This window comes from Mucilaginibacter sp. UYCu711 (assembly GCF_050433825.1).
Lineage (GTDB): Bacteria > Bacteroidota > Bacteroidia > Sphingobacteriales > Sphingobacteriaceae > Mucilaginibacter.
In genome coordinates, this window is the sequence record NZ_JBNPWM010000003.1 from 280,638 (window position 1) to 306,667 (window position 26,030).

Annotated in this window: 23 protein-coding genes and 1 tRNA gene; 12 read left to right on the forward strand and 12 right to left on the reverse strand. The window is 42.4% G+C overall.

Annotation, left to right across the window (positions count from 1 at the left end; genetic code table 11):
• Positions 1–284: 284 nt before the first annotated feature.
• The 5 genes from ABIB50_RS08485 to ABIB50_RS08505 form a co-directional block, all read right to left on the reverse strand.
• Positions 285–1,199, reverse strand: coding sequence for an ATP-grasp domain-containing protein (locus ABIB50_RS08485; protein ID WP_429378898.1), 915 nt, complete (start codon positions 1,197–1,199; stop codon positions 285–287).
• Positions 1,200–1,236: 37 nt separating this feature from the next.
• Positions 1,237–1,479: a PqqD family protein gene (locus ABIB50_RS08490; RefSeq protein ID WP_429378899.1), complete on the reverse strand. Its 243-nt coding sequence runs from the start codon at positions 1,477–1,479 to the stop codon at positions 1,237–1,239.
• 76 nt (positions 1,480–1,555) lie between these two features.
• A complete protein-coding gene (locus ABIB50_RS08495; RefSeq protein WP_429378901.1) occupies positions 1,556–1,933 on the reverse strand; it encodes a response regulator in 378 nt (125 codons plus the stop codon).
• Between the two features lie 166 nt (positions 1,934–2,099).
• Positions 2,100–2,483, reverse strand: a complete 384-nt coding sequence (locus ABIB50_RS08500) for a bactofilin family protein (RefSeq protein ID WP_429378903.1) — start codon at positions 2,481–2,483, stop codon at positions 2,100–2,102.
• An 11-nt stretch (positions 2,484–2,494) separates the two neighbouring features.
• The gene (locus ABIB50_RS08505) at positions 2,495–3,361 is read right to left on the reverse strand and encodes a peptidoglycan DD-metalloendopeptidase family protein (RefSeq protein ID WP_429378905.1); all 867 of its coding nucleotides are present in this window, start codon (positions 3,359–3,361) and stop codon (positions 2,495–2,497) included.
• 192 nt (positions 3,362–3,553) lie between these two features.
• Here ABIB50_RS08505 and ABIB50_RS08510 point away from each other — a divergent pair, with 192 nt between their 5' ends.
• The 6 genes from ABIB50_RS08510 (at position 3,554) to ABIB50_RS08535 (ending at position 10,563) form a co-directional block, all read left to right on the forward strand.
• Entirely contained in the window at positions 3,554–3,964 is a 411-nt protein-coding gene (locus ABIB50_RS08510) for a BrxA/BrxB family bacilliredoxin (protein WP_429379245.1), read from the forward strand.
• 216 nt (positions 3,965–4,180) lie between these two features.
• The gene (locus ABIB50_RS08515) at positions 4,181–6,676 is read left to right on the forward strand and encodes a M1 family aminopeptidase (protein WP_429378907.1); all 2,496 of its coding nucleotides are present in this window, start codon (positions 4,181–4,183) and stop codon (positions 6,674–6,676) included.
• A gap of 138 nt (positions 6,677–6,814) precedes the next feature.
• Positions 6,815–7,693 carry a ThuA domain-containing protein gene (locus ABIB50_RS08520; RefSeq protein ID WP_429378909.1) on the forward strand — a complete coding sequence of 293 codons (879 nt, stop codon included), beginning with the start codon at positions 6,815–6,817 and terminating at the stop codon, positions 7,691–7,693.
• Positions 7,683–9,089, forward strand: a complete 1,407-nt coding sequence (locus ABIB50_RS08525) for a Gfo/Idh/MocA family protein (protein ID WP_429378911.1) — start codon at positions 7,683–7,685, stop codon at positions 9,087–9,089. The genes ABIB50_RS08520 and ABIB50_RS08525 overlap by 11 nt, the downstream gene beginning before the upstream one ends.
• 485 nt (positions 9,090–9,574) lie before the next feature.
• A complete protein-coding gene (locus ABIB50_RS08530; protein WP_429378913.1) occupies positions 9,575–10,009 on the forward strand; it encodes a hypothetical protein in 435 nt (144 codons plus the stop codon).
• Positions 10,010–10,095: 86 nt separating this feature from the next.
• Positions 10,096–10,563, forward strand: coding sequence for a hypothetical protein (locus tag ABIB50_RS08535; RefSeq protein ID WP_429378915.1), 468 nt, complete (start codon positions 10,096–10,098; stop codon positions 10,561–10,563).
• A 4-nt stretch (positions 10,564–10,567) separates the two neighbouring features.
• On the opposite strand, the gene cdaA is transcribed toward ABIB50_RS08535, so the two are convergent.
• The 4 genes from cdaA to ABIB50_RS08555 all read right to left on the reverse strand — a co-directional run bounded on the left by cdaA (position 10,568) and on the right by ABIB50_RS08555 (position 13,970).
• The gene (gene cdaA / locus ABIB50_RS08540) at positions 10,568–11,365 is read right to left on the reverse strand and encodes a diadenylate cyclase CdaA (RefSeq protein WP_429378917.1); all 798 of its coding nucleotides are present in this window, start codon (positions 11,363–11,365) and stop codon (positions 10,568–10,570) included.
• Between the two features lie 87 nt (positions 11,366–11,452).
• On the reverse strand, positions 11,453–11,938 hold the full coding sequence (locus ABIB50_RS08545; RefSeq protein WP_429378919.1) for a group II truncated hemoglobin: 486 nt from the start codon (positions 11,936–11,938) through the stop codon (positions 11,453–11,455).
• Positions 11,939–11,946: 8 nt separating this feature from the next.
• Positions 11,947–12,999: a TerC/Alx family metal homeostasis membrane protein gene (locus ABIB50_RS08550; RefSeq protein ID WP_429378921.1), complete on the reverse strand. Its 1,053-nt coding sequence runs from the start codon at positions 12,997–12,999 to the stop codon at positions 11,947–11,949.
• Complete coding sequence (locus ABIB50_RS08555; RefSeq protein ID WP_429378923.1) at positions 12,999–13,970, reverse strand: polyprenyl synthetase family protein; 972 nt, start codon at positions 13,968–13,970, stop codon at positions 12,999–13,001. The genes ABIB50_RS08550 and ABIB50_RS08555 overlap by 1 nt, the downstream gene beginning before the upstream one ends.
• Positions 13,971–14,355: 385 nt before the next feature.
• On the opposite strand from ABIB50_RS08555, the gene ABIB50_RS08560 reads away from it, so the two are divergent.
• From ABIB50_RS08560 to ABIB50_RS08580, 5 genes are all read left to right on the forward strand, one after another.
• A tRNA-Ser gene (locus ABIB50_RS08560) sits at positions 14,356–14,446 on the forward strand.
• A gap of 717 nt (positions 14,447–15,163) precedes the next feature.
• Complete coding sequence (locus ABIB50_RS08565) at positions 15,164–15,481, forward strand: ArsR/SmtB family transcription factor (RefSeq protein WP_429378925.1); 318 nt, start codon at positions 15,164–15,166, stop codon at positions 15,479–15,481.
• Complete coding sequence (locus tag ABIB50_RS08570; protein WP_429378927.1) at positions 15,481–15,981, forward strand: SRPBCC family protein; 501 nt, start codon at positions 15,481–15,483, stop codon at positions 15,979–15,981. Before ABIB50_RS08565 ends, ABIB50_RS08570 begins: the two co-directional genes overlap by 1 nt.
• 33 nt (positions 15,982–16,014) lie before the next feature.
• The gene (locus ABIB50_RS08575; protein ID WP_429378929.1) at positions 16,015–16,449 is read left to right on the forward strand and encodes a VOC family protein; all 435 of its coding nucleotides are present in this window, start codon (positions 16,015–16,017) and stop codon (positions 16,447–16,449) included.
• Positions 16,450–16,657: 208 nt separating this feature from the next.
• A complete protein-coding gene (locus tag ABIB50_RS08580; RefSeq protein ID WP_429378931.1) occupies positions 16,658–17,251 on the forward strand; it encodes a dihydrofolate reductase family protein in 594 nt (197 codons plus the stop codon).
• A gap of 82 nt (positions 17,252–17,333) precedes the next feature.
• On the opposite strand, the gene ABIB50_RS08585 is transcribed toward ABIB50_RS08580, so the two are convergent.
• Positions 17,334–19,946: a DUF7133 domain-containing protein gene (locus ABIB50_RS08585; RefSeq protein WP_429378933.1), complete on the reverse strand. Its 2,613-nt coding sequence runs from the start codon at positions 19,944–19,946 to the stop codon at positions 17,334–17,336.
• A gap of 10 nt (positions 19,947–19,956) precedes the next feature.
• The gene (locus ABIB50_RS08590; protein WP_429378935.1) at positions 19,957–20,796 is read right to left on the reverse strand and encodes a 3-keto-disaccharide hydrolase; all 840 of its coding nucleotides are present in this window, start codon (positions 20,794–20,796) and stop codon (positions 19,957–19,959) included.
• Between the two features lie 311 nt (positions 20,797–21,107).
• Between ABIB50_RS08590 and ABIB50_RS08595 the strand changes: the two genes are divergently transcribed.
• Positions 21,108–23,468 carry a GAF domain-containing protein gene (locus tag ABIB50_RS08595; RefSeq protein WP_429378937.1) on the forward strand — a complete coding sequence of 787 codons (2,361 nt, stop codon included), beginning with the start codon at positions 21,108–21,110 and terminating at the stop codon, positions 23,466–23,468.
• On the opposite strand, the gene ABIB50_RS08600 is transcribed toward ABIB50_RS08595, so the two are convergent.
• The gene (locus tag ABIB50_RS08600) at positions 23,465–26,029 is read right to left on the reverse strand and encodes a BamA/TamA family outer membrane protein (RefSeq protein ID WP_429378939.1); all 2,565 of its coding nucleotides are present in this window, start codon (positions 26,027–26,029) and stop codon (positions 23,465–23,467) included. The two genes, ABIB50_RS08595 and ABIB50_RS08600, sit on opposite strands and share 4 nt — an antisense overlap.
• Between the last annotated feature and the right edge of the window lies 1 nt (position 26,030).

The following is a 26,030-nucleotide window of genomic DNA, read 5'->3' on the forward strand; positions in this document are numbered from 1 at the left end:
CCCATACTGTTCCATCAATTTTTTAACAGAAACGCCGTCGATATCTTTTATCGGCTGCGTTTCTGTGCGCGTGCCAAATTTGTTCATCAGGCCGGCATTTAATTTCTTAATGAACGGTCGTTCGTATTTAAGTTTTTGCACGCTGTTTACAAATTAACTTTAGCTACAGATAGTTCTCCAAAGGCAGAGAATTGCTGAAAGTCTGCAATATCAATGATATGGTCCCAAGAGTAGCGGATAAACATTTTACCAACTGTGTATTCGGTAAATGGCTCAACATCCTCTCACAAAGCCATTCGCACTAATGCCGCGGGCTGGTTTTGGCCGGCACCCGCAGTCAAATAGATCCACGCCGGAAAGCGCGGATTAATTTCCATTATAAAAAATTCGCCATCGGCATCGCACATTATCTCCATCTCAAAACCACCCTTCCATTTAGTGGCCTTTACAAATTTTTGCGCCAGTTTTATCAGGTCGTTATTTTCAATAGTGATACCTGCCCAGGCTTTACCTTTATCGGTAATATATAGCTTGCGCATAGGTATAACACTTATAGTATTGCCTTTGCCATCGCCACGGCCGGCAATATTTATTTCGGTACCTTTTATAAATTGCTGTGCTATAACCGGCAGGCCCCATTTGGCACTTAACAGGTGAAATGATTTTTGTGCAACATCGGCCGTATGGTTAACATATGCCTCGTAATATTTACCCTTTACTACCAGCGGATAGCCTAACTCTTCGGCGGCTTTGGTCAGGTCGATGATGCTGTTCACCTTTTGATCTGCCGGTACGCTAAAGCCATGTTTCTTACCAAACTCGTAGAGATTTATTTTGTCACGGACTTCCAGTTGCTCGTGGTTTGGTAAAAAGGTTTTTATTCCCTTTGATTTTAGCAAGGGTGATATCTTTATAAAATTGTAAAGTTCGGCATCGTAATTAGGGATGATCAGGTTCAATCCTTCCTGCTCATGAATATATTCCAGGCGGTCTTTCAGGGCTGCTGTTCCTGCTGTTGGGTACGGGATCTGGTAAGTTTTATCCACTACGGTGTCCAGGTAAATGCCTGGCTCTAACGATTCGTAACTTAAACCGATGATGGTTAACGCCGGGCCAAATTCTTCGCGTAGTGCCCGTATAACGGCTACACCCGGACCCGGGTTATCGTTAGCGTTTAAACCTGTTATTGCAATGATCATTGTGAGGGTGAGTAAAAGTGTTACTATATAATAACGTTTAGTTTTCTAATAAATTTGCTTCTTTAAGCTGTACCATCCAGTCTTCCCAATCGCGGTCAAGTTGGTCGGCAGTAACCTCATATTTTTGGAGGATGCCGTGCTTTATCTGGTCGGCAGCCGTACCTGTTTTCATCGCTAATATAATCTCAGAAGCTAAGCTATTGCCAGAAAACGAATCGCCCGTTGCCGGGTTAAAAATGAACCCGTTCTCGCTGGTGGCTATGTTTTTTTTTATTCTCATTTTAATTGGTTGGCCCCACAACGAGGTGTGGGCTTATAAATATACCTATTCGGCTTTTATAAAATCAAAGTCCTTCTTACGATGCTATTAAATATTCCATACGCGATGCCAGTACTTCCATATCTAATGGCTTAATAAACAAGGCGTCGCATTTAAAACAATCGGCTTTAGCTTTTTTTGTTTTGTAGGCTGTTACCACAATAAGCGGAATGTTACTTAGCTGCGCATCGTTTTTCAGATCACGGCAAATTACTTCGCAATCATTATCCAGTAAAGGGTAGTCAAGAATTATCAGGTCGGGCTTGCAGGCTTTGGCTTTATCAAGTACCGTGTTAGGGTCGTAAGTAATTATAACATCCCAATCCCCGTACCACATCATCTCGTCAACAACCGATGCTATCCTGTTATCCTTGTCCAGTACCAGCACTCTTTTTTGTTTGCCAAGCAATTCCATATCCAAAAATTTTAATAATTGATTTATATACTAAAATTCTGATTATTAGCAGGTATACCGCGCGATGTATCGGTAAATAGTTGGAATGTATCGATGAATGACACAATAAAACCGGAGTTACTGATAACCTGTGCTTTAGTATTCCCCGGAAGTGATGATTGCGCCCTTACGCGATTTGTTTTATCTGTTTGGTAGCCGATTGCATGGCCAGGTGGCCGTTGTAAACACCGCCGGCTTCAACCAGCAGGGTGGTGGTTTCAATGTCGCCGGTAATTTTTCCGGTTCCCTTAATTTCAAGCGATTGTGTGCTAATATTGCCATTTACGGTGCCGTAAACTACCATTTCTTTGGTGTTAACGTTACCTACAATAAGTCCTTTTTCACCCAGTATCAAACCCTCGTCAATATTTACATCGCCGGTCACGTGGCCGTCAATACGAGCAACCGCAGGGGCTTTAAGGTTGCCTGAAATTGTACTGCCATCGCTAATTAATGTAGATATAGCTTGCAGATCAAGCGCTACTTTATCCTTTTTAGAAAAAACACCCATAACCTGCTTTATTAATTGTTTAAGGTTAAAAATTTAACCGGGTTTACCGGCTTACCATTTTGCCTTACTTCGTAATGTAAATGCGTACCGGTTGAGCGCCCGGTTGAGCCAACTTCGCCAACCTTATCGCCTACTGATAATTTCTGGCCAACACTAACCGTAATTCTTGACAGGTGCCCGTACAAAGTTTCATAACCATTGGCGTGTGCGACCCTAACGCAATTGCCGTAACCACCATTCCAGCCGGCGGATACTACGCGGCCGTTGGCGGTAACTTTGGCAATATCGCCGCGGTGGCCTGTAAAATCAATGCCGGGATGAAACTCGGCATGCGCCGTGTTAAAAGGATCACTGCGGAAACCGAAGCTTGATGTCATTGCGCTTATGCGCGGATAACCCATGGGTGTAAAACCTACCGAATTAACCAAATGCGTTAAATAATCATTATAAGCCATATAAACTTCCTTGTCAGAAAGTTTGGCACCTTCGGCATTTCCATCACCACCAACAGATTTTGTTGAGAAACCTTTTAAGCCGCGTTTTCTTAAATAATCATTAATGTTTTTAAGCTTGCCTTCTATAGCCTGGACATAACTTTGTGCCGAATTTTTTTCGCTAACTTGTTGCAAAGCAACAGGAATTTGTCCTTTAAGACTTACAATCTGCGTAAGCAGTTGTTGCTTTTCAAGATCTTGCTGCGTTATATTTTTTTGGAGTAACACAATAGCTCCCACTAAAAGTGCAAGTACAGCTACCAGGGTCATTGCATAATATTTTAAGCGTGCTATATGCCGGGTGCGTATTTGTATGGTTTTAGTACCTTGCTTATTCTTATTAAGGATAACAATTGTACTAATGTCCTTTGGGTTAACTTTCATTACCTTGTTAAAATAGGGATTGCAATTTAAAAAAAGGCGGCAACAAATCAATATTAAATTTTAAACAAAAAAACGTTTAGTTTGTATGCAGTTTGTCAGCAATGTGTTATTATTACGAATAATAAAACTTTCATGTTTCGTATTTATTACTTTTGTGGATAAATTATTGAAAATAGAACCACCTACGTTATGATGTATCCAGAATATTTAGTGACCCCGATGAGGGAAGAATTAACCAGAGTTGGATTTGAGGAGTTGAAAGATGCCGAGGCGGTGAAGAATGCTATTGAAGCACCGGGCACCGTATTTGTTATGGTAAATTCTGTTTGCGGCTGCGCTGCTGCCAATGCACGCCCTGCAGCACGCATGGCTACTCAAAATTCAAAACACCCTGATAAATTTGTAACCGTTTTTGCCGGTATGGAAAAAGAAGCTGTTGATACAGCACGTAATTATATGTTGCCTTACCCTCCGTCATCACCTGCTATGGCGTTGTTTAAAGATGGTAAATTAGTGCACATGATAGAGCGTTACCAGATTGAAGGCCGCCCTGCACAAATGATAGCTGACAACCTGGTTAGCGCGTTTGATCAGTATTGCTAGGTTAGAGATAAGAGGTTGGTGATTAGAGATTAGTTGCCCGTCTTATTAAAATTATATTGAAGCGATGAGTAACCTCATCGCTTTTTTTATTTAATAATAAAGCAATCTGCCCAATCTTTACTAAACAATCTTCATCCCTGTAACATTTCCCCTATAACGTTGTCTTAAATATCAATTAAAACTTTTATTTTCGCTTAAAACTGATCTTTTATACTGATGAAAAAAACCACAATAGCCGGTTTAGCTGCCGGTATGGTAATTACCGTTGGCGCGCTAAGCACGGTAATGGCCCAGGCGCCAAAAGCCGAGGACCCTAAAATGAAAATTTACCGGGCAACCCAACCCCGCATTAACGACTTGGTACACACCAAGCTTGATGTGCGTTTCGATTACAAAAAACGCTATATGTATGGCAAGGAATGGGTTACTTTAAAACCTCACTTTTACCCAACCGATACTTTAAGATTAGATGCCAAAGGCATGGATATCAAAAATATCTCGGTAGTAAAAAACGGCAAAAATATCCCGCTTAAATATAAATACCAGGACAGTCTGAGCCTGGCTATCCAATTGGATAAGGTTTATCATAATAACGAAACCTATACCGTTTATATCGACTATACTTCAAAGCCTAACGACCTGCATGTAAAGGGCAGCGCAGCTATAAACGATGCTAAGGGTTTATACTTTATTAACCCGGACGGCACCGAAAAAGACAAGCCAACCCAGATCTGGACACAAGGTGAAACCGAAAGCTCATCATGCTGGTTCCCTACTATCGACCAGGGGCAGCAAAAAACTACTGAAGAGATTGCTATGACCGTACCGGCGAAGTACGTTACGCTATCAAACGGTTTGTTAAAATCACAAAAAGTTAATGGCGACGGCACTCGTACCGATGTTTGGAAACAAGATTTGCCACACTCGCCATACCTGTTTATGATGGCTGTAGGCGATTTTAAGATCTATAAAGACAAATGGCGCGATAAAGAAGTTAGCTACTACCTTGAGCCTAAATATGCGCCTTATGCTAAAGAAATTTTTGGTATGACGCCCGAGCTGATCGAATTTTACTCTACAACTTTAGGGGTTGATTATCCATGGGCCAAATACGCACAAATTGTAGTGCGCGACTATGTGAGCGGCGCGATGGAAAACACATCGGCTACTTTACATGGCGTATATGTACAAGGCACCCACCGCGAATTAATTGATGCTAATTATGACGCCGGCCGCAGCACTATAGCGCACGAGCTGTTTCACCAATGGTTTGGCGATTTAGTTACTGCCGAAAGCTGGAGCAACCTTACGGTAAATGAGTCGTTCGCTGATTTTAGCGAGATACTTTGGGCCGAACATAAATATGGCAAAGACGAGGCTGATGCTCATAGCTACCAGGCAATGTTGAATTATATGGCTAATCCTGCTAATAAAACTAAGGATCTGGTTCGTTTCCATTATAATGATAAAGAAGATGTTTTTGATGCTGTTACCTACCAGAAAGGTGGACGCATATTAAACATGCTGCGCAACTATTTAGGTTACGAAGCCTTTTATAAAGGGTTAGGCATTTACTTAAAAACCAATGCCTTTAAAGCCGGCGAACCACAGCAACTGCGTTTAGCTTTAGAAGAAGCCAGCGGCCTCGACTTAAACTGGTACTTTAACCAATGGTACTATAACCACGGTCACCCTAACTTAAAAATTAGCTATAAATGGGATGATGCCAGCAAAACACAAACCGTTTACCTGCAACAAACCCAGGATGGCGACGCCTTTAAACTACCAATGGCAATTGATATTTATGCAGGTGGCAAAAAAACGCGCCATAAAGTTTGGATGAATGATAAGGCTGATACGCTAACTTTCGCATCTACCGTTAAACCCGACCTGGTAAATGTTGATGGCGATAAAATTTTATTAGCACAAAAAACCGATAGCAAAACTTTAGACGAATACGTTTTCCAATACTTTAACGCGCCGCTATATCTTGATCGTTTTGAAGCAATAACTAAATCAGCTTCAGAGCAAGGCAATGAAGGCGCCCGCAAAGTAATGCTGGCGGCTTTAAAAGACAAATACTACGGCTTGCGGATCAAAGCCGTCGTTGGGTTAAACATGACCAATGATGATGTACGCAATCCGGCCCAGCCGATATTATTATCATTGGCGCAAACAGACCCTAATACATTGGTACGTGCTGCCGCTATAACCGCCTTAGGAAAACTAAAAGCATCGGGTATGATGAACACATTCAGGGATGCGCTGAAAAGCGAATCGTATGCCGTGCAAGGTGCCGCTTTAAGTGCAATAGCTTTGCAGGATCCTGCAACAGGCATTTCATTAGCTAAACCTTTTGAGAAAGATAATAAAGGTGCGCTTACAGCAGCGTTGGTAAAAGTATATAGTTCGGCCGGTGGCGATGCGGAGTTTCCGTATGTATACAAACAATTTACTGATGCTGAAATAAACGGCAAGTTTGGTATGATAAGGGACTTTGCCGCGATGACAGGCAAGGTTACAAAACCTGAATATGCACAACAAGGCATTACAGCTATTAAGGATGCTGCTATTAAATACAAAATGTATGGTGTGGCTGCTCCGTTAAAAGTAATGATAACTGATATAAAGGGAGAACGCACTAAAAAGGGCGATACCGCGTCAGCCAACTTTGCTGATGAAGCTATTAAGGAAATAGATTCAAGTAAGTAATCTGTTTATATATTGATTTAAAAGGGAGGCTTGTTTGAGCCTCCCTTTTTTGTTTTATCAGTATTAAACAATCACGCATTTTTAATACATTGCATCAACCAATTATAACCGTTCGACATTACACTTTCTATAGCCTGTATGAACACAACCATATTAAAAAGAATCTGTACCGTAGTTTTGCTGCTCATGCTATTTTTTAGCGCAGCTTTTGCTGTTCCATTAAGAGGCATTAGCGTACTGGTTTATACCAAAAACGGCAAAGGCTATGTGCATGATAACATTGCTGCCTCTGTTGCGTGCATCCAAAAACTGGGAAGGGAAAATGGTTTTAAGGTTGATGTATCTGATGACCCTGCGGTTTATACTGATCAAAATCTGAAACGATATACCTTACTGATCTTCACCAGCACTAATAACGATGTTTTTGATACCGACGCACAGCGGCTGGCTTTCAGGCGGTATATCGAGGCAGGCGGTGGTTTTGTTGGCCTGCACTCCGCAGTAGGTACAGAACGCAGCTGGACCTGGTTCAAACAAATGTTGGGCGGCACTTTTGCCTGGCATCCGCCGCATCAAAAATTTACCGTTCGCGTCATTGATCCACTGCATCCTACGGTAAAAGACCTACCCCTGGCCTGGGAACCACCTTTAGGCGACGAATGTTATTTCCTTAAGGAGTTTTACCCCGGTATTAAAGTTACCGCCGTCCACGATATCTCCACCCTTAATCCGCACGATTCGGTCAGCATAAAAAAATATGCAGGCTCATTTGGCAGCCTGATGCCGGCCGAGTGGTACCAGCGCTTTGATGGCGGCAATAGCTGGATAACTACGCTTGGGCATGATAAGGAATATTACCAGCGGGCCGATTTTTCTGCTCATATTTTAAGTGGCATACAATACATCGCCGCGCAATCCGCTAAATTAGATTATACAAAGGCTTACGCTGATTCGCGCGATACGCCTGTTAAATATAAACCAGCATCTCTACTAAAACTCCAACAACATGGACGCTAACAAAAATGCCTATACACGCCGCGAATTTGTTAAAACTGCCGCGCTAACTACTGCAGTTATCGGTATGCCCACTATTGTACCGTCGTCGGTATTTGGTAAAAGCGCGCCAAGCAACAAGATCAACATAGGCCAGATAGGTTGCGGGCGTATTGCCATGACGCATGATTTGGTCGAAACCTTTAAATATGATAAGGCTCGTATTATGGCAATGGCCGATCTCGACCGTCCGCGTTTGCTGAGTGGGAAGAAAGTGATTGAGGGGTGGTATGATAAAAAGATGGGTAAGACCGGCTATATCGACATTAAAGCCTACGACGACTACCATGCACTGCTGGCTAATAAAGACGTTGACGCTGTTATCATCAGCACGCCCGACCACTGGCATGCCCAGCCTGCTATTGAGGCTGCTATGGCCGGCAAACACATCTACCTGCAAAAACCTACGTCGTTAACCATAGAGGAAGGGCGTGCTATGAGCAATGCCGTGAGCAAATCGGGGGTTACGTTTCAGTTAGGCAGCCAGCAACGTGGGGATAAACCCTGGCCCCAGTTTAAAAAGGCCTGCGAGCTGGTTCGTAATGGCCGCATAGGGAAGCTGCATACTGTAAATGTTGGTTTACCTGCTGATATTGTTGGCGGCAACACCGCCGAAATGCCGATACCCGAAGGGCTGAATTATGATATGCTGTTAGGCTCGACACCCTGGGTGTATTACACTTTAGACAGGGCGCATTCAACAACTGATGTTGGGTCGCGTGGTGGCTGGCTGCGGTGCGAGCAGTTTGGCGCCGGCATGATAACCGGCTGGGGTGTGCACCATATTGATATTGCCCATTGGGGTATGGATACAGAATATACCGGCCCTATTGAAGTTGACGGTCATGCTACCTTCCCTAAAACAGGTTTGTGGGATGTACACCTGGATTTTGACGTACGCGCCAAATATGCTAATGGCGTTACTATGCTTATTAACAGCAAGAACACCAACGGAATTAAATTTGAAGGTACCGACGGCTGGATCTTCGTGGCCCGCGATGGTGGCGGCGTTACCGCCAGCGATCCGGTAGCCAATAAAAACGCCGCCTTTACTGCCAGCGACCCAAAAATACTAACCTCGGTAATCGGCCCTAACGAGCATCATTTATATGCCGACGACCATGAGCAGCATGGCAACTGGCTGGATTGCATAGAAAGCAGGAAACCTACCATCAGCCCGGTTGAGGTGGCACACCGCTCGTGCAGCGCTTGTTTGGTAGCGCATATCTCGATGAAAGTACCCGGCAAACTGCATTGGGACCCAAAAGCAGAACGTTTTACCAATAGCGTCGAAGCCAATAAGTGGTTATCCCGCCCGCAACGTTTCCCATATGGCACCAATTATGTGAAAGGCGTTTAGTGTATTTCTTCGGTCCGACACACTGTGTTGTTTCACGCGTGTGTGAAACAAATGAAACAGGTGAAACAAGATTTGGCACTAACCAATTGAAATTAAGTCTATTACAAAAAATTTGTGAAACAAAATGAAACAAAATTTCAGGCTTAATTACTTGATATAAAGATAGTTAGCTAAAATAATATTTGTTTAAACATACAAATGGGGCAAAACAAGTTAATTGCCATTAACCTATTGATAATCTGACACTTAAGTAAAAACCGCACTAAAATAATTGCTATAAAAAATGGCATAAACACTTCATTTCGCCATTTTTGGTCTTGGTATTGCCATGCTTGAAAATTAGTATTATGCTTCTTTAAAGTCAGTACTTCTTAAATTAATTGACTGATAATTAATTGATTATGAATTTTATTAACATTTATATGGTACTATGTATTGCATAATACTATACAATGACTACCTTTGGTAAAAAAAACATAAGAATCATGAAAGCAAATTTAAAAAGAACAATATTGGCGCTAACCTTTATGATGGTGGCCGGTGCAAATTACGTATACGGGCAATGCGATAAAACCGTAACCCTCAAATCATCAAAAACTTTAATATTTGATGAAGAAGGCAAATTAGAACGGACCAGGGATGAGGCAACAGCAATAACTATCTCCAAAACATATATATCTATTGTACCGGGCGACGAGGGTAATACAATGTCGGGAGATATCACCTCTAAAACCTGCGAGTGGACCACGCCTTTTAAAACCGGAAAAATGGTAGTTAAAGGTACCCTGCAAAACGGTAATGGCAACGAAGTACATGCTACAATAACTATTGCAGGCGTGGATGGCAAGGTTACACTAACGTTCGAGGCCGAAGAAAAAGGCAAGCGTAAAATACAGGTTGTTGCCGATAAGTTTGAGTAACGATGTTGTTCCCTAATTGTTAAAAATGTTAAATAATTAGGGAACAACACTTTAGGTTATTAACTTAGTATAATACCTTATACGTTATGAAAAGATTATTTGCAATCCTGGCTATCCTAATCAGCACTATAGCGGTAAATGCACAAAGTAACAGCTTTTCACTTTTCCCAAAATCGGCGGTTAAAACTAAGCCCCGCAATTTCGTTTGCAACTGTAGTACTAATCATTTATTACCGTTGTTAAAATCCAAAGCCAACGCCGATTGGTTTCAAAAAATGACAAAATTATCGGTGGACACCATCCAGTATAAGCCATCTACCGTACCTGTATATGCTAACATCCCCGTAACAAACCTGCCACAGCTTTTAAACATCAACGCGGTTGCTAACCCCGACCGTATGCCTATTGCCAAACTAACTAATACCGATAAGCGAATGCCAATAGTAAAAACCGACAGGACCGGTTACAATATGCCAATTGTGGGTAAAAGCAAAGTAATAGGGTATGCAATCTACAAAACCAAAAGCGGTGCAGATAGCGTAGTAGCGTTTTAAATAATTAAATAGAAAAATCTTTATTCAGTAATTTCTCCAGCTCAGCAAAACTAATATTCATTTTAACTTTGCCCTGTTTTGCGTACGAGATCTCGCCGGTTTCTTCGGATATGATGATAGCCGTGGCTTCATTAGCCTCGGTAACACCAATACCGGCCCGGTGGCGCAAGCCAAACTGTGCAGGCAGGTCAACCTTATCCGTCAACGGCAAAATACAACTGGCCGATTTAATTTTGTTTTCGGCAATAACTACCGCCCCATCATGCAGCGGGCTGGTTTTTTGAAAGATGCTTTCTAATAACCGTTTAGAGATTTTGGCATCCATCACTTCGCAACTGTTCTGGTAAAATTGCTCGTCGTAATATTTAGCAAAAACTATCAGCGCGCCGGTACGGGTTTGCTTTAAGATCTTACAGGCATCGATAATAGGTTTAATGCGGGCGTAGTTGTTTTTCTCGTCCTGTACCCTACCAAAGAAATAGCGCCACCAGGCTTTGTTACGCTGCAGCGATGCATTCTTACCCACCAACAGTAAAAACCGCCTTATCTCCTGCTGAAATACAACGATGATGATGATTAAACTTGCATCTTTAAAATACCCTAATATCCTGGTAAGTATGGGCATATGCAAGTTGCTTACCACGAAGTAAAGCACATAGATCACACCCATGCCCAACAGAATATTTACTGCGATGGTGCCACGTACCAGGTTATAAAGCTGGTATATAATAAAGGCTACCAGCAATATATCCAATACACCAAGCGGCGTTATTTTAAAAAGGCTAAGATCTAAACCGTGCATTCACGAAGTTAATATATAGAAGCGAGATTTGAGATATTTGATTTACGATGATGCCTCTTTGACATCTATATGTTATTTCTGCAGCTATTAATTGCCCGTATACGGCCCACCCGGCACGCCCCAATCCCATTTTGGCATGGGCATATCAGGATCTTCTGCTGCTTTATCTAAATTCGAATTAAGCACAGCAATGCGGGTACCCCACTCAAGATAAGCCATAAATGCAGAGCGGAACTCGGGGTCATCAGGTAATTGCAATTCGTCGGCTGTTTCTAATAATAGCTCCATCCAGCGTTTGCGGTGCTGTTGAGTTAAGTGTTTGGCCAGATGCTTTTGGATCATCTGGAAATGGCTGCCTTCACTTTCGCTGTATAGTTTCGGGCCACCCAAAACTTCGGCTACAAAATGGGCCACGTGTAATCGATGCTGCGGCGACATATGCTTAAACACAGGCTCTAAAATATCATCGGCTAATACCTTATCATAAAATCGGTTAAACAATTGCTCAAACATGGGCATACCACCTGCCCATTCAAATAAAGAGGGGACAGACTGGTTTTTGTTATCATCCATATTGATTGCTATTTATGCTTTACTTTCTTCTTTGGGAACACCAATGATGCTACCACACTAATTACCAAAATACCCAATATAACCAACAAAGACCGCCCCGTAGTAAGGCCTATCTGGTCGACATAATTAGCTGCCAGCATTTTTAAGCCGATGAAAGCCAGTAAGGCCGCCAATCCAACTTTAAGGTAATGAAACTTATCGATAATATTAACCAACAGGAAGAACATGGAGCGCAGGCCCATAATGGCAAATATGTTAGAGAAGAATACGATATAAGGATCCTTAGTTACCGAGAATATTGCGGGGATAGAATCGACCGCGAAAACAAGATCGGTAACCTCAATAATCAGCAATACCAGGAACAATGGCGTGATAAACTTTTTCCTATCTATCTTAATAAAGAACCTGCTCCCCTCAAACTGCGGGTGTACCGAGAAATATTTAGAAGCCAGTTTCACTACCGTGTGATTTTCGGGATCGATGTTTTCTTCCTGGTTCCGGTTAATAAACATGGTTACACCGGTATAAACCAGGAACGCGCCAAACAGGTACAAGATCCAATGGAACTCTTCTATTAACGCCGCCCCAACAAATATAAACAGGAAACGCATTACCACCGCGCCAATTATCCCCCAAAGCAACACTTTATGGTAATGCCTTTTATCAACACCAAAAGCGGTAAATATCAGCACCATTACAAAAATATTATCTACCGAAAGGGCGTACTCAACCACATAACCGGTAATAAATTCAAGGCCCAGGTTTTTTCGATATAGTGCTAAGCCCCCTTCAAAATCGTTGGGATTTAATTGAAGATTATGCAGGTTTTTTGTATTGATCTCTTTTAAAGCGGCAAAACTGTCTACGTGATGCAGCAGCTGACCGAAGTTTAGTATCAACGCATAAAAGCCAAGCGCAAAACAAACCCAAACAGCACTCATAAAACAGGCCTGCTTAAGGCTTACCGGTTTGTTTGAATTGCCAAATAAGCCCAGGTCAATAGCCATCATTATAAAAATGAATACTAAAAATCCGCCTATAAATAAAAGTTCACTATCCATTACTTGTCTCTTTCGGTTGTAAACGTCACCAATTGCTCCAACCCACGGCGCGAGTCGCTCTCGGGGAATGTATTTAATATTTCAAAAGCTTCATCCCTGTATTTCTTCATTTGGGTTTCGGCATATTGCAAGCCACCGGTAGTATTTACAAACTTAATAATGGCGGCAATTTTTTCCGGTTCGTCATTATGGTTCTTTACCAGGTTGATGATTCTTTTTTTCTCCGTCGCGTCACAATTGTTTAACGCGTAGATGAGCGGCAGCGTAACCTTCTTTTCTTTGATATCGATACCCAATGGCTTACCTACATCGTCGGTGCCAAAATCAAACATATCATCTTTGATCTGGAAAGCGATGCCTATCTTCTCGCCAAACAGGCGCATTTTCTCTGTAGTTTCATCATCAGCCCCGGCTGATGCCGCGCCGCAGGCACAACAGGCAGCTATGAGCGATGCTGTTTTTTGGCGGATAACATCATAATACACAGGTTCGCCAATATCCATGCGGCGCACTTTTTCAATCTGTAATAGCTCGCCCTCGCTCATTTGCTTTACCGCTTCTGATACGATCTTGAGTAATGTAAAGTCGCCGTTATTAATAGAAAGTAATAAGCCTTTTGACAGCAGGTAATCGCCCACTAAAACAGCTATTTTATTTTTCCATAAAGCGTTGATAGAGAAAAAACTGCGACGCTGGTAAGAGTTGTCAACTACGTCATCATGCACCAATGTAGCCGTATGCAATAATTCAACCAGGGCCGCGCCACGATGGGTAGACTCGTTAATGCCCCCGCAAATACTGGCCGAAAAAAATAGGAACATGGGCCTTATTTGCTTGCCTTTACGCTTAACAATATAATGGGTTATACGATCAAGCAACGGTACTGAGCTTTGCATGGAGGCTTTAAAACGCTCCTCAAAAACGTCAATATCAGCAGCAATGGGTTTTTTGATCTCGTTGATGCTTAACATTAAAATTGCACAGGCTTTTTATGCGCCAAACTGCCTGTTTGGCTAACAGTAGCAAACATAAGCTAAAAAAGTTTATCTGCATTATTACCATAAAAATTTTGGTTGCAATTAAACTAATTCAAACTTAAACACTCTATATAATACATTGATGTTACAGCAGCGCTGTAATTAAAAGTGGAAATATAGTTTTTGGTTATTTTTTATACAAGCGAGGCATCCGGCGGGGTGCTTCGCTTTTTTTATGCTGAGCGACGGGATATTATTTTAACTTTGCGCGGTGTTAGAGATTAGTGATTGGAGATCAGAGATTAGTTAGTGATTGTAAAAATTGCTATCAAATACCATTGACCAATGACGAGTGGCTAATTAACTAATGACCAAAAACGGAGAGGTGTCTGAGTGGTCGAAAGAGCACGCCTGGAAAGTGTGTATACCTCAAAAGGGTATCGAGGGTTCGAATCCGTCCCTCTCCGCCAGCTAAAATGCTGCCTACCAAGTGGGTGGCATTTTGTGTTTAAGGGCTTTGAATTTTCTTCAGCTAAACATTAAAATTCAACGCTACAAGCGCGGCGACAGCTTAAGATGAGCCTGCTCCACAACTGATAAATGAAATTAATCCGTCTCTCTCCGCGAAGAAGTATTCAAATAAAATCAAAAACGCCTAGCTGTATTGCTGAGGCGTTTTTTGTTTGTTCGTTCTGTGTGATGCCTATGCTCGCGCTAGCCAGGGGTATTCGTCAGGATATATATGCCTGATTAGTGTTAAATCCAGCAATGCCACCCCCAGGGGCCTTCTGAAAAAACAGCTGATTAAAGGCCGGGGACGACGGAAGTGGCCGTGAGCTAATAAAAGTTTTCTCCTCGTAATTAATCTGACTCTTGGCCTCGATATATCCTGAAGTGATTAAGGTGATCGTTGGGGTTACCCATGGCTTCTTAACTGGGGGTTGATTTTCCATTTCGCAAAATAAGTAAAATGCTGAAAATGAACACCAGGAACTACATTTTTTTTTAGAATTTCTAAATATTTTATTAAAATCTAAACACCATCTTATATTGAGATGATCAATAAAGTTCGAATGCCAATTACCTAACCTTCCCCATTATACCCCGGCAAAAAAATACAAATATATTTGCGCAACTCAAAAGTTGCATATATATTTGCAACCTGAAGGTTGCGTAATTAATAAAAAATGAAACAAGATATATTCCAGGCCATAGCCGACCCAACACGCCGGGCTATTTTAACTTTACTTGCCATCCATGCGTTGACACCAAATGTAATGGCCGAAAAATTTGATATGACCCGCCAGGCAGTATCAAAACATATTAAAGTATTGCACGAATGCGAATTGATCAAACCCGAGCAAAGTGGCCGGGAAATTTACTATCACTTTAACGCGAAAAAGATGCAGGAATTTGACCATTGGTTAGCGCAATTCAGGCAAAACTGGGAAACTCAATTTAACCAACTCGACCAATTATTAACAACAATTAAAAAACAGAACTAATGAACAACGATTTGCTATTTGATTTTAACGTTGACAAGACAGCGAAAACGGTATACATCACCAGGGAATTTAATGCCCCGCAGGCATTAGTATGGGACGCGTTTACCAAAGCAGAATTACTGGACCAATGGGGAGCACCTGCACCTATGCGTGCCAAAACCAAGTACATGGATTTTAAAGTAGGCGGGCGGAGATTTTACGCGATGATAAGCGCCGACGGGCGGGAGCGTTGGGCGGTACAGGAATTTACTTCCATCACCCCTAAAACCAATTTTAAGATGTACAACGCGTTTTCAGATAAAGACGAAAACCGTGAGCTGCCGGGTTCTGAATGGGATTACAATTTCAGCGAGCAAAATGGTATCGCCAGGGTTGACATTATCATTTTTAATGAATCGTTTGAGCGACTGGAAAAATTATTGGAGGGCTTCAAAATAGGCTTTACCATGACATTAACAAACCTGGAAAATCTCTTATCAACCTTATCGGAAAAACAATAAAGGAAATTTATCAGCACATTTAAAATAAAAATCATGAGAACAATTAACACCTGGATCAACTTCAACGGAAATGCTGAAGAAGCATTCACTTTTTACAGATCGGTTTTTGGCGGCGAATTCGCAAAGATCATTCGTTTTAAGGACCTGGCAAGCGCCGAATTTTCGGTACCAGAAAAGGAAGCGAACAAAATAATGACCATTGCCTTGCCGCTTGGTAAACACAACATGTTAATAGCCAATGACGTTCCCGAATTTATGGGGCGGGTAAACGAGAACGAAAACAGGTCCAAAATAGTAGCGAGCGCTGAAAGCCGTGAAGAAGCTGACAAAATATTTAACGGACTATCAGCAGGCGGAGACATTGAAGGGGCCATCGGCGACAGTCCCTGGGGTACCTACGCCGGAATGTTTAGAGACAAGTATGGTATTGAATGGATCGTGGAATTTGACCCAAATTATAACGCGTAAATTTAACCGAGTAAAAAGCGGCCCTTTGGGAGCCGATTTAAATTTTAAAGTGCCTGGCTACGCCGGGCGCTTTTTTGCTTGTCACCTTTAACCCTTTCATTTGTCACATTCACACCTCACGCATCCTGCTATCTTTCCTGACATTTGTATCGTAACAAATCAAATTTCAAATCAATCTGTTTAAAACAAGTTAAAGGAGACAGCTATCATGAGAAAAATCATTGTATTATCATTCATTACATTAGATGGCGTAATGCAGGCACCGGGCGGACCGGAAGAGGATACCGAAAACGGTTTTAAATATGGCGGCTGGGTAGCGCCTTACAGCGACGAATCGTCAGGTAGTACGATGCGAAAAATACTGGAACCGGCGGACCTAATGCTGGGCCGAAAAACATTTGATATCTGGGAAAATTACTGGCCGCAAAATGGCGAACGCTGGCCGGGTGTAAATGAGGTAACCAAGTACGTATTATCAACCACCCGCACAAAAACAGACTGGCAAAACTGTGTGTTTTTAAGCACTGTGGACGATATCAAAAAGCTAAAAAACACAGAAGGTGCTGATATCAAAATTTGGGGCAGCAGCGAACTTGTACAGCTATTACTAAAGCATGATCTTGTTGACGAGTTTTGGCTGATGATCCATCCCGTATTGCTTGGTAAGGGCAAGCGTTTGTTTAATGATGAAGCTATGCCTGCAGCGTTTACATTAGCAGACAGCACCATTACATCAACCGGTGTTGTTATGGCCAATTATACCAAAGCCGGCGAAGTTAAAACGGGTGCTATTGGCGAATAAAAAGAAATTTATCCTGTTAAAAACAAAATAGCCCGTCCCGACTATCGTTGGGACGGGCTATTTATATTACAATATTAGGTACTTATTTTTTCTGTTGAGATAAGAAAGTAACCAGCGATGCCATTTCCTGGTATGATAAGGCATTGGCCATACCTACCGGCATCATGGAGGTTTCCATTTCTTTACGCGAGATAATATCGCTTGTTTTAACGGTGAATACGGTACCGGTAATATCACGCATTACCAAGCGGTCGGCGCTTTCTGAGGTGACAAAGCCCATATAGGTTTTATCGCCTTTGGCAGTTATTACATTGGTAGCAAAGCCTTGCGATATAGACGCGCTTGGTTTTAATATCGACTCAGCTATCTGCTCGCGTGTCATGATCGAGCCTATCTGCCCCATAAAAGGGCCTTTTGGCTTCTCACTTCTGTCTAACGTATGGCAGCTAATGCAGCCCTGCTGGGTAAACAATGCACGGCCTTTTACCGGGTCGCCTTCTAATTTTGAAATGGCAAGCATAACATCTTCTATAGATGCCTTACCAACCTGGCCTTTCTTATTTTTAATTTTCTCCAGATCTATCTTTGGCTCATTTGAAGCAACAGGTTTTTCCTCTTCGCCGCCAAATTCGGCTATCGCCATACGATGACGGATGTTAAGATAGGTTAGATACTCTTTACCGCCTGCATTGGCTTTCTTCCACTCGCCTTTCAGAAAAGCCTCGATAGTTGGCGAGCCTGCCCACAGGTCGGCTTTATAGTACGGGCCCGGTGAGTCCGGGCGGGTACCCCACCACCATGATGCATCGTACGGCGCTTCTTCCCTAAAAAGACGGGAAACGGTAGTTAAAATGTCTTTTTTTAGTTTTGGATTAGCGGTGCGTTTATATGCAGCAATTAAACCATTAACCGCTTTTTGGTTGTGCATATAACGCAATGCCCATAAACCAAGTGTCGAGTTTGGTGTACCAATTGCGGCAACACAAGCATCAGTAGCGTTAAGCGCTAATAAGGCGCGTACCGCTAAATGGGGTAATATTATTGGCGAGTTTGGCGTAGCGTGCGGGCCTTCGGCAACACCTTTTGCAGGTGTTACAAATGATGCCGGCACTTTTGTTTTTAATAAAGCCGGGATAGCCGCAGCATTGCCTAAACGGCCCAAGCCTATAATTGCAGCGGCATGTACCCGTGGGTTAGCGTCATTTAATCCTGCTAAAAATGGGGCGATAGAAACTTTTGATGCAAATTCTTTACGATCAGCAATTGCACGCAAAGCAAACTCTCTTAAATCTGCATCTTTAACTAAAGCGGTTAATGTAGCAATACCATTTATACCAGCGGTCTGAGCATAAGTATAAACACCAGCTACGCGGCTTTCAAGTGTAAGCCCTTTGTTTGTAGCAATAGCTAAAGCAATCGCAGCTGCCTGTGCAGCCGGGCGCCTTAATAACTCCTGCGATGCATTTAAACGTGCCACCGCACTTGGCGATTTAAGCAGGTCGCCTAATTCTTTTTCCGACAATTTAGCCAGCTCAGGAAAGGCGGTGTACTTCCAGTCGTTAGGTACAACTCTAACTACATAACCTTTGCTTGGGCTACCATTATAACCGGCACCATCCCACGCAGATAAATACAGCCTGCCAGAACCGTCAACATCAAGATCGGTGATCTGCGGTAGTTTTATAAATTCCTCGTCTTTTTGGGTAAAAGTTGGGCCGTCAGGTGTTACACGGTGGATGTATAGCATGCTGCGTCCCCAATCGGCCATCATAGGTACTTTGGTGTATTTTGCCGGCCAGTTCGGTTCGTCAAAATATAAAGAACCTGTACCAGACCCACCACCAACATCAACCAGGGCAGGGATTATTTCATCTGTAAAATGCTGGAACAATAAAGGATAGCCATATTCACCGGTTTGGATACTGTGCGAAAACCGGATGTTCCATCCGCCGCCGTCATTTGTATTTTCACGGGTAAATATATTCATGAAGGGGTCTATCGCTACGTCATACACATTACGTGTGCCGTGGGTATAAACCTCCATACCGGTACCATCAGGCCGTACACGTACAATACCACCGCCAAGCATGGTCATTTTTTTGCCCGAACGATCTACAGCGTTATGAAAACCAAAATCGCCCACACCTACATAGATCCAGCCATCAATACCCATACGGATGCCGTTAGTGGCATGGTCAGTACCACGTTCCTGCAAGTATTTGGTGTTGCTAAAGTTTTGGATAAGCGGTTTCTCAGGGCCATCGGCTACGCCGTCGTTATTTTTATCTTCAAAAACCACCAGGTCCATACCGGTAGCTTTGCCTGTTTCTTTAGAGAAAGTGGTATGCAATACATAAACCTTATCGCCGCTGGCAATGATGCCGCGCGGGTTATCAACCATAGCAAACTCGGTATGCTTATCAATTTTGCCGTCGTTGTCGCTATCTATCAATTTCATGATACGGCCCTTGCCCGGGTCCTTACCTAATGACCCTATCATGTCCACGCCTACAAACACTTCGCCGGTTGCGGCTACTGCTAAACAAGCAGGGCTTGGGGTAAGATCAGGGCCGGCAAACTGTGTAATGGTCAGTTCGGGTGGATTAACAAACTTAGGTTTTGGTGCTTCAAAAAAACGGCCTACTCCTAAAAAAACGGTCAGGGCCGATAGAAAACTTACGGTTACTTTTAACATGATGTATTTATTATTGTGCTGCTACTCTTTTTGTTGACATTAATTTATCTACCACGGCTTTAAGCTTAGCCGGATTTTTGGCATATTTTTCAAGATCGATGATCTCTATTTTTCTGAAATCGGTCGGGTGGCTTTCGGCTTGGATAGAGATACTGCCGCTTTTTAAAAATTCGCCTTCTTTTTCGCCTTTAGCCGGGTCATGCTGAGGTTTTTCGTACCGCATTACTTCCTCGCCGTTTACATAATGTATCACCAACGAATCGGCCAATACCAACGCTTCAACCCGCACCCACTGGTCGCCATTATAAGTTTGCGATTTCGAGTCGGTGCAATGCTGGGTTATGATCTTGCCATCTCTTTCAAACTGTGTACCCGGGGTACATAAATTCGCAGTAGAGCGATTGCCCTTGCCTGTCCCACCCAGTAATTGCACTTCCATTGAATTTGGGAAATCCTGGTCTTTTTTCATGGTTTCAGGCGCTTGCCCATGGATCATAATCCCGTTATTACGGAACGCCCAACCGGGGCCGCCTTTACACTGGTCGCCCACAAAACGATATTCAACAGCTATCAGATAATACGAGTATGGCTTTTTATAGAACAAATGACCATAGGTCTCATTAAATTTATCGTACTGATCATATCTTACTTCAAGCAGGCCGTTCTCCACCCTGAAGGTATTGTTAAAATTATCATCCAGATCGTGATAGCGGATTTTAGGATGCCAGCCGTTAAGGTTTTTGCCGTTAAAAAGCTGCTCCCATTTCGGGTCGGCTGCGGTAGTGTCTTTAACGGTGCTACCGGTAAAAACTAAAAATATCAACCCCAAAAAAAGGAGATTTCTAAACATAGTGAATTTAAACATCGGATTAATGTTAGTTGTTGGTTTATGTGAGCCTAATTGGTAAGCGTAAACTTACAATTATTTTATATTTATTTAACAGCACACAGGCATTAATTGCGACCGTATCAAGCTATTTACAAAACTTTTATTGTGCAAACGTTTGCATGGCTTGAGGAGTTTTGCTGATATTGCCTACTGTGACCTGAACATTATTTTGCAATAGGATGCTATAAAATTTCGCTTCCGGCCGTCAGCAATGACAACACTATCACATACCGTTATATTTTGGTAATTTTGCTGCATATCACATCAGCTTTATGTTTTCGCAGTTTATAGATAAGCCCTTCAGGTTACAGCTTTCGTTCCACAAGATAATTGAGGCTTTGGAAGAGACTGCCAAAGCCGATACCGGCCAAAGCGGCATAAACGCCAAAGCATTGTTGGCACGGGTTAATGAGCACCCCGAATTGTGCAACGGAATTACGTCCGAAGAACAAATTATTGAAAATACCGAATTGATAGCTGATCTGTTGGCCGACCTATTCCCTAAAGCATTAACTTTAAACGAGATAAAAGCGGTAAGCATCCCTTACCAGGGACTAATCTTTAATCATTCGCAACGATTTAAAAATATCTTGAAAGATGCCGGGCCTGGGTTTGAAATAAACATTCGCGACTTTGATGATTTGCAGCTATATGTGCTAAGCTGCTGCATGATATTGGCCAGGGTCTATGGCACGATGCTTGATTTTAGTAAACCCATGTTTTATGATATCCCCACAAAAAATGGCGTTATAAAACATTACCGGATACTATACAATGCAGATTTTATAGAGGTATTTGCTACCGATGAAGCCCCGAAGTTAACCCAGGATGACATTGATGAGCTGATGGATAACTATAACGACATTGAGCTTTGGAAAGAAAAATTCCCGATAGGCAGCTATGTAATTAAAGGCTTTGGCTTGATGACATTGATAGATGTGACTGTTGAGAATGCGCTTTCTACTTTAAAGAGTAATTTATTGAGCGATTATACTTCGCCCGAGATTAAGAAGAGCTTGATAGCCATTTTCCAGTCGATGTATGGTATACCTGATCTGCGCATGGGATTTACTTTGTTTAACCAGAACGAAGACAAATTTATGAGCGTAAAGTTTGGGCCTGATATGCAGAGCTTTTTATTGCCCTCCATTGAAGCTTGCGATACCAACGAAATACTTTGCGGAGAATCCTACCAAAACATTGTAAAGCAGCACACTTACTTTGCTGTTTCAAATGTTGATACTTATATTAAGCAAAATCCCGGGAATTTAGGAGAGCATTTTAAAAAACAAGGCATCCAAAGCTTTATACTGGCGCCTGTTATTAAAGACGATGTTTTATTGGGAATACTGGAACTGGTGTCGCCGCGGCCGCGCGAGTTAAACAGCGTTACGGCCAATAGGCTTGAAATTGTAATGCCGTTTTTGGTTGATACCGTTGATCGTAAAGTGCATGAACTGGAAAACAGGGTGAGGTCTGTTATACAAAGTTACTACACCACCTTACATCCAAGCGTATACTGGAAGTTTAAGCGCGAGGCACAGAACTATATTCAAGATACCAATGCGGGATTAACCTATGCCTTAAAAGAGATAAAGTTTAAAGAGGTGTACCCGCTTTACGGACAGGTTGACATCAGCGAATCATCCGTTACCCGCAACCTTAGTGTGAGTAATGACTTGCGTAATCAACTTAACCAGCTTATCAATATTTTACAGGGGCTAAGTAAGGCTGACAGCGGATTACCTGTTAAACAGCTATTATTTGATCTGAAAACTTTTACAAATGAACTGGCGATAACTATCAGGGCAGATACAGAGCAATTTATTCAGCATTACGTTGAAGATAATGTGCACCCAATATTATTAGCCGCAGTTAACACAGGTAAAACACTCCGGGCAAAAATCGATAACTATTTTAAACAGGTTGATCAGCTAACCGGCGAGTTCCATACCAACCGGCGCAATTATGATAAAACGCTGTCGCTTATTAACCAAAAGCTGGCCAGTATATTAGATCAACGGCAGGCAGAGATACAGGCGTTTTTCCCGCATTATTATGAGCGGTTTAAAACCGATGGCGTAGAGCATAATATGTACATAGGCGCCACAATTGCCCCAGAAAAAGAATTTACTATCCGGGATCTGCATCGCCTGCGCTTGTGGCAGCTACGGGTTATTGCCGAAATGGAAGTGGAGCAATATGATCTGAAAAATGTGTTGCCATATCAACTGGGTGTTACTTCATTGATATTGGTTTTTGGTACGCCTATCGCCATCCGGTTCAGGATGGATGAGAAACACTTTGACGTTGATGGCGCCTACAACATCAGGTATGAGGTTATTAAAAAACGTATAGACAAAGCCCATATTAAGGGTAGCAACGAACGCATTACCCAACAGGGCAAAATAACCATTATCTATGCGAAAGCCGAAGAGGAGGAAGAATACCTGGATTATATAAATATCTTACAAAAAGCTGGAATTTTGGCCGACCATATAGAGCATTTTGAGGTTGAAGAACTACAAGGGGTAGCCGGTTTAAAAGCGTTAAGAGTAGGTTTAATACATAGCTCTGAGTTGTTGTCGCAACGCGGCAAGTCATACAACTACCTGTACAATCAGCTTGGTTAAAATCTAAACCCGGCAGACACATAAGGGTAAGCCCCTTCTTTTGAAAAGCCTACAACACCCTGTACTAATAATAGCTCGCCCGGCTCAAAATAAAAACCGCCACCAAAACCATTATGCCAGGTGCTTGATATTTCGCCCGGTGTCCATACACGGCCAACATCATGGAACCCAATCATACCTAAGGTGCCGGGTAACAGGTACGATGCAAAATCACTTATCTTAACCCGTACTTCAAAATTATTATAAGCCATGCTTTTGCCGGTAAAGCGCCAGGTATAAAACCCTCGTAAGTTAGCGTTACCGCCCAATTTTAATTGTTGGTAATAAGCTGCATTACCTATAGTTGTGCCGCCACCAATCCTATCAGCAAATACCAGTTTTGATTCGTTATCGGGGTTTAACAGGAAACTAAACTCAGAAACTATTTGCCCGTACGAATGTGCATTGACGTTCAATTCTTTCATGCCGGTTAAGCTGGTTTTCCAAAGGATACCACTATGCGGCACCAAACTTTTATCGCGGGTATCAAGTGTGATATCTGACACCAAACCGGCAAGCGCCTGTTGGCCAAATACGTTTTGATCCGGATGTTGCGCATCATAGTCATTAAGCAGGCGGCCGTTGTTACTATCTTCATCGCCGTTATAATATTGGGCAGCAACGCCGGCGCTTACTGTCCAATTATCATAAGTACGCCTCAAGCGGATATCAGCATTAATATAGTTATAAACGTTGCGATAGTAACGAATCTTTTTATGGCCTTCGTCAACAAATTCAGTATTATTACCTACACCAAAAAAGTTGCTTGTATAGTTAGGCCCTTTGTTCAGTACGTTTATCACAAGGTCGTTATTTCCGATTGATTCTTTAAACTCACCATTGTAATTTACAATCAACGAGCTTACGCCCAATCCGTAATTAATAGTCATGCTCTGTCTAAAAGCGTAAGGCTCTTTCCTAAAACCTTGTTTCTGATAAACAAACTTGCCTATAAGCTGCACGCCATAGTCCTTATTATAACTCACCAAAAACAATGGTTGTAAGAAATCGTAAGCGAAGTTTTTCTTTTTGTATTGGTTAACCGTAGTGTCGGTCGAGGTTAGTAGATGTACCTGGTTTTTTGCCGGCAGCTCGTTTTTCTCGTCCGACCGATCATAAATATAGCGGTTACCCCTGCCGGTTATATTGCTGTCTATAGCAAAAGTATCGTTATCATCACCACCTATCATTCGTACTGTTATCGGCGAATGTCCATTACCGTGTACCGCAAAAACATCCTTATCAGCAAACCCATACAGCCTGATTTCATCAGTTACTTTTGGATCGAAAGTTCGGTCATACATAACCCGTTCCTTTTCGCCTTCTTTATTTACTTTGTTTACGATTAATTTAACGCTGCCATCAGGCTCATTGGTAATGTCAAAATTTTCGTGTTTATCTGTACCCAACACCTCTACCTTACTTGATAAAAAGCGGTAGTAGTTCATAGCTTGTTCTTTCAGGATATTTTTGCGGTGTATTAATTTGCTAACTATGTCTGGCCCGCACAATTTATAAATCGTATCGGGCATGCGCTTGACAGCGCTGGTTAATAATTCGTCAGTTAGTTTGCTTTGTACAAAGGCAATTTGTTCTTCCCAATCTTTTTCGTTTAACTCGTTTAAAAAATAGCGGTCAAAGTTACGGGCATTTAAATTCCAGCGGGTAATAGACCGGATATGATCCTCATAAGTCTGAAACTTAGCCATCAGCAAATATCTTGATACCAGCCACGGGGCAACGCCCCCAGTAGTGTAAAATACCTGATCGCGGTCGCGCGGTACCGGTTCATAAACGCTGCCTTTATCCGTCTTTTTCTTTTCCCAGCGCCATTGGTCTTCATGGCGGTCCCAATCACCCACCAACATATCCAGTAACCTGGCCCTTAATACGGTCTTCTGGTTTACGGTATTATCATTATCTTCTCTTAGTTTTTCGGCGACTTTTTCAGAATTATCAGTTTTCCTGGCGTCCGATGGCTCGCGTTCTTCAAACAAAAAAACCTGGTTAATAAAATCTTTGCGATACTCACCGAAAGCAGGATCATCAGCAACATATACAATTTCCGGATTAGCGTGAGGCACACCCAATGCTTCAGCCAAAGGCGGCACCGCTAAAGCCGAAAATGGGTGTTCACCTGCTATCTGGTCTTTTATGATTGATTCTGCTATAGTTTTTCTAAGTGTCGGTGGCAATACTCTTTCGGGGTATTTTTGGATGGTACGTATCACCCATTCCCGGCCGGTGGGATCTTCTAAACGCAATGATTTAGTTTGCATACCGCCGCCTTTTTCGGTAACTTTTAATCCGCCTTTTTCTTTGGATAAATGAAATACCCGCATCTTAACCGGCGCCGACCAAAGTTTACGGTAGCTCTCGCCGAAGAAAAAACGGTGCACTTTATTCGCCTCATCATATTCAGGCCCAACGGCAATAGTGATACTATCTTGCTTTACTTGCGCAAACCCTTTGGCTGCGATAACGGTTAAAAAAAAAATCGACAGGAATCTATATAACGCCATA

Excerpts from the sequence above, each read along its gene's own strand:
- ABIB50_RS08490 (WP_429378899.1), bottom strand. The coding sequence starts at position 1,479 with ATGAGAATAAAAAAAAACATAGCCACCAGCGAGAACGGGTTCATTTTT.
- ABIB50_RS08520 (WP_429378909.1), top strand. The coding sequence starts at position 6,815 with ATGAACACAACCATATTAAAAAGAATCTGTACCGTAGTTTTGCTGCTC.
- ABIB50_RS08500 (WP_429378903.1), bottom strand. The coding sequence starts at position 2,483 with ATGGGTGTTTTTTCTAAAAAGGATAAAGTAGCGCTTGATCTGCAAGCT.
- ABIB50_RS08510 (WP_429379245.1), top strand. The coding sequence starts at position 3,554 with ATGTATCCAGAATATTTAGTGACCCCGATGAGGGAAGAATTAACCAGA.
- ABIB50_RS08600 (WP_429378939.1), bottom strand. The coding sequence starts at position 26,029 with ATGGCGTTATATAGATTCCTGTCGATTTTTTTTTTAACCGTTATCGCA.
- ABIB50_RS08565 (WP_429378925.1), top strand. The coding sequence starts at position 15,164 with ATGAAACAAGATATATTCCAGGCCATAGCCGACCCAACACGCCGGGCT.
- ABIB50_RS08590 (WP_429378935.1), bottom strand. The coding sequence starts at position 20,796 with ATGTTTAGAAATCTCCTTTTTTTGGGGTTGATATTTTTAGTTTTTACC.
- ABIB50_RS08505 (WP_429378905.1), bottom strand. The coding sequence starts at position 3,361 with ATGAAAGTTAACCCAAAGGACATTAGTACAATTGTTATCCTTAATAAG.
- cdaA (WP_429378917.1), bottom strand. The coding sequence starts at position 11,365 with ATGCACGGTTTAGATCTTAGCCTTTTTAAAATAACGCCGCTTGGTGTA.
- ABIB50_RS08595 (WP_429378937.1), top strand. The coding sequence starts at position 21,108 with ATGTTTTCGCAGTTTATAGATAAGCCCTTCAGGTTACAGCTTTCGTTC.
- ABIB50_RS08535 (WP_429378915.1), top strand. The coding sequence starts at position 10,096 with ATGAAAAGATTATTTGCAATCCTGGCTATCCTAATCAGCACTATAGCG.
- ABIB50_RS08545 (WP_429378919.1), bottom strand. The coding sequence starts at position 11,938 with ATGGATGATAACAAAAACCAGTCTGTCCCCTCTTTATTTGAATGGGCA.
- ABIB50_RS08495 (WP_429378901.1), bottom strand. The coding sequence starts at position 1,933 with ATGGAATTGCTTGGCAAACAAAAAAGAGTGCTGGTACTGGACAAGGAT.
- ABIB50_RS08570 (WP_429378927.1), top strand. The coding sequence starts at position 15,481 with ATGAACAACGATTTGCTATTTGATTTTAACGTTGACAAGACAGCGAAA.
- ABIB50_RS08530 (WP_429378913.1), top strand. The coding sequence starts at position 9,575 with ATGAAAGCAAATTTAAAAAGAACAATATTGGCGCTAACCTTTATGATG.
- ABIB50_RS08485 (WP_429378898.1), bottom strand. The coding sequence starts at position 1,199 with ATGATCATTGCAATAACAGGTTTAAACGCTAACGATAACCCGGGTCCG.
- ABIB50_RS08580 (WP_429378931.1), top strand. The coding sequence starts at position 16,658 with ATGAGAAAAATCATTGTATTATCATTCATTACATTAGATGGCGTAATG.
- ABIB50_RS08585 (WP_429378933.1), bottom strand. The coding sequence starts at position 19,946 with ATGTTAAAAGTAACCGTAAGTTTTCTATCGGCCCTGACCGTTTTTTTA.
- ABIB50_RS08515 (WP_429378907.1), top strand. The coding sequence starts at position 4,181 with ATGAAAAAAACCACAATAGCCGGTTTAGCTGCCGGTATGGTAATTACC.
- ABIB50_RS08525 (WP_429378911.1), top strand. The coding sequence starts at position 7,683 with ATGGACGCTAACAAAAATGCCTATACACGCCGCGAATTTGTTAAAACT.
- ABIB50_RS08550 (WP_429378921.1), bottom strand. The coding sequence starts at position 12,999 with ATGGATAGTGAACTTTTATTTATAGGCGGATTTTTAGTATTCATTTTT.
- ABIB50_RS08575 (WP_429378929.1), top strand. The coding sequence starts at position 16,015 with ATGAGAACAATTAACACCTGGATCAACTTCAACGGAAATGCTGAAGAA.
- ABIB50_RS08555 (WP_429378923.1), bottom strand. The coding sequence starts at position 13,970 with ATGTTAAGCATCAACGAGATCAAAAAACCCATTGCTGCTGATATTGAC.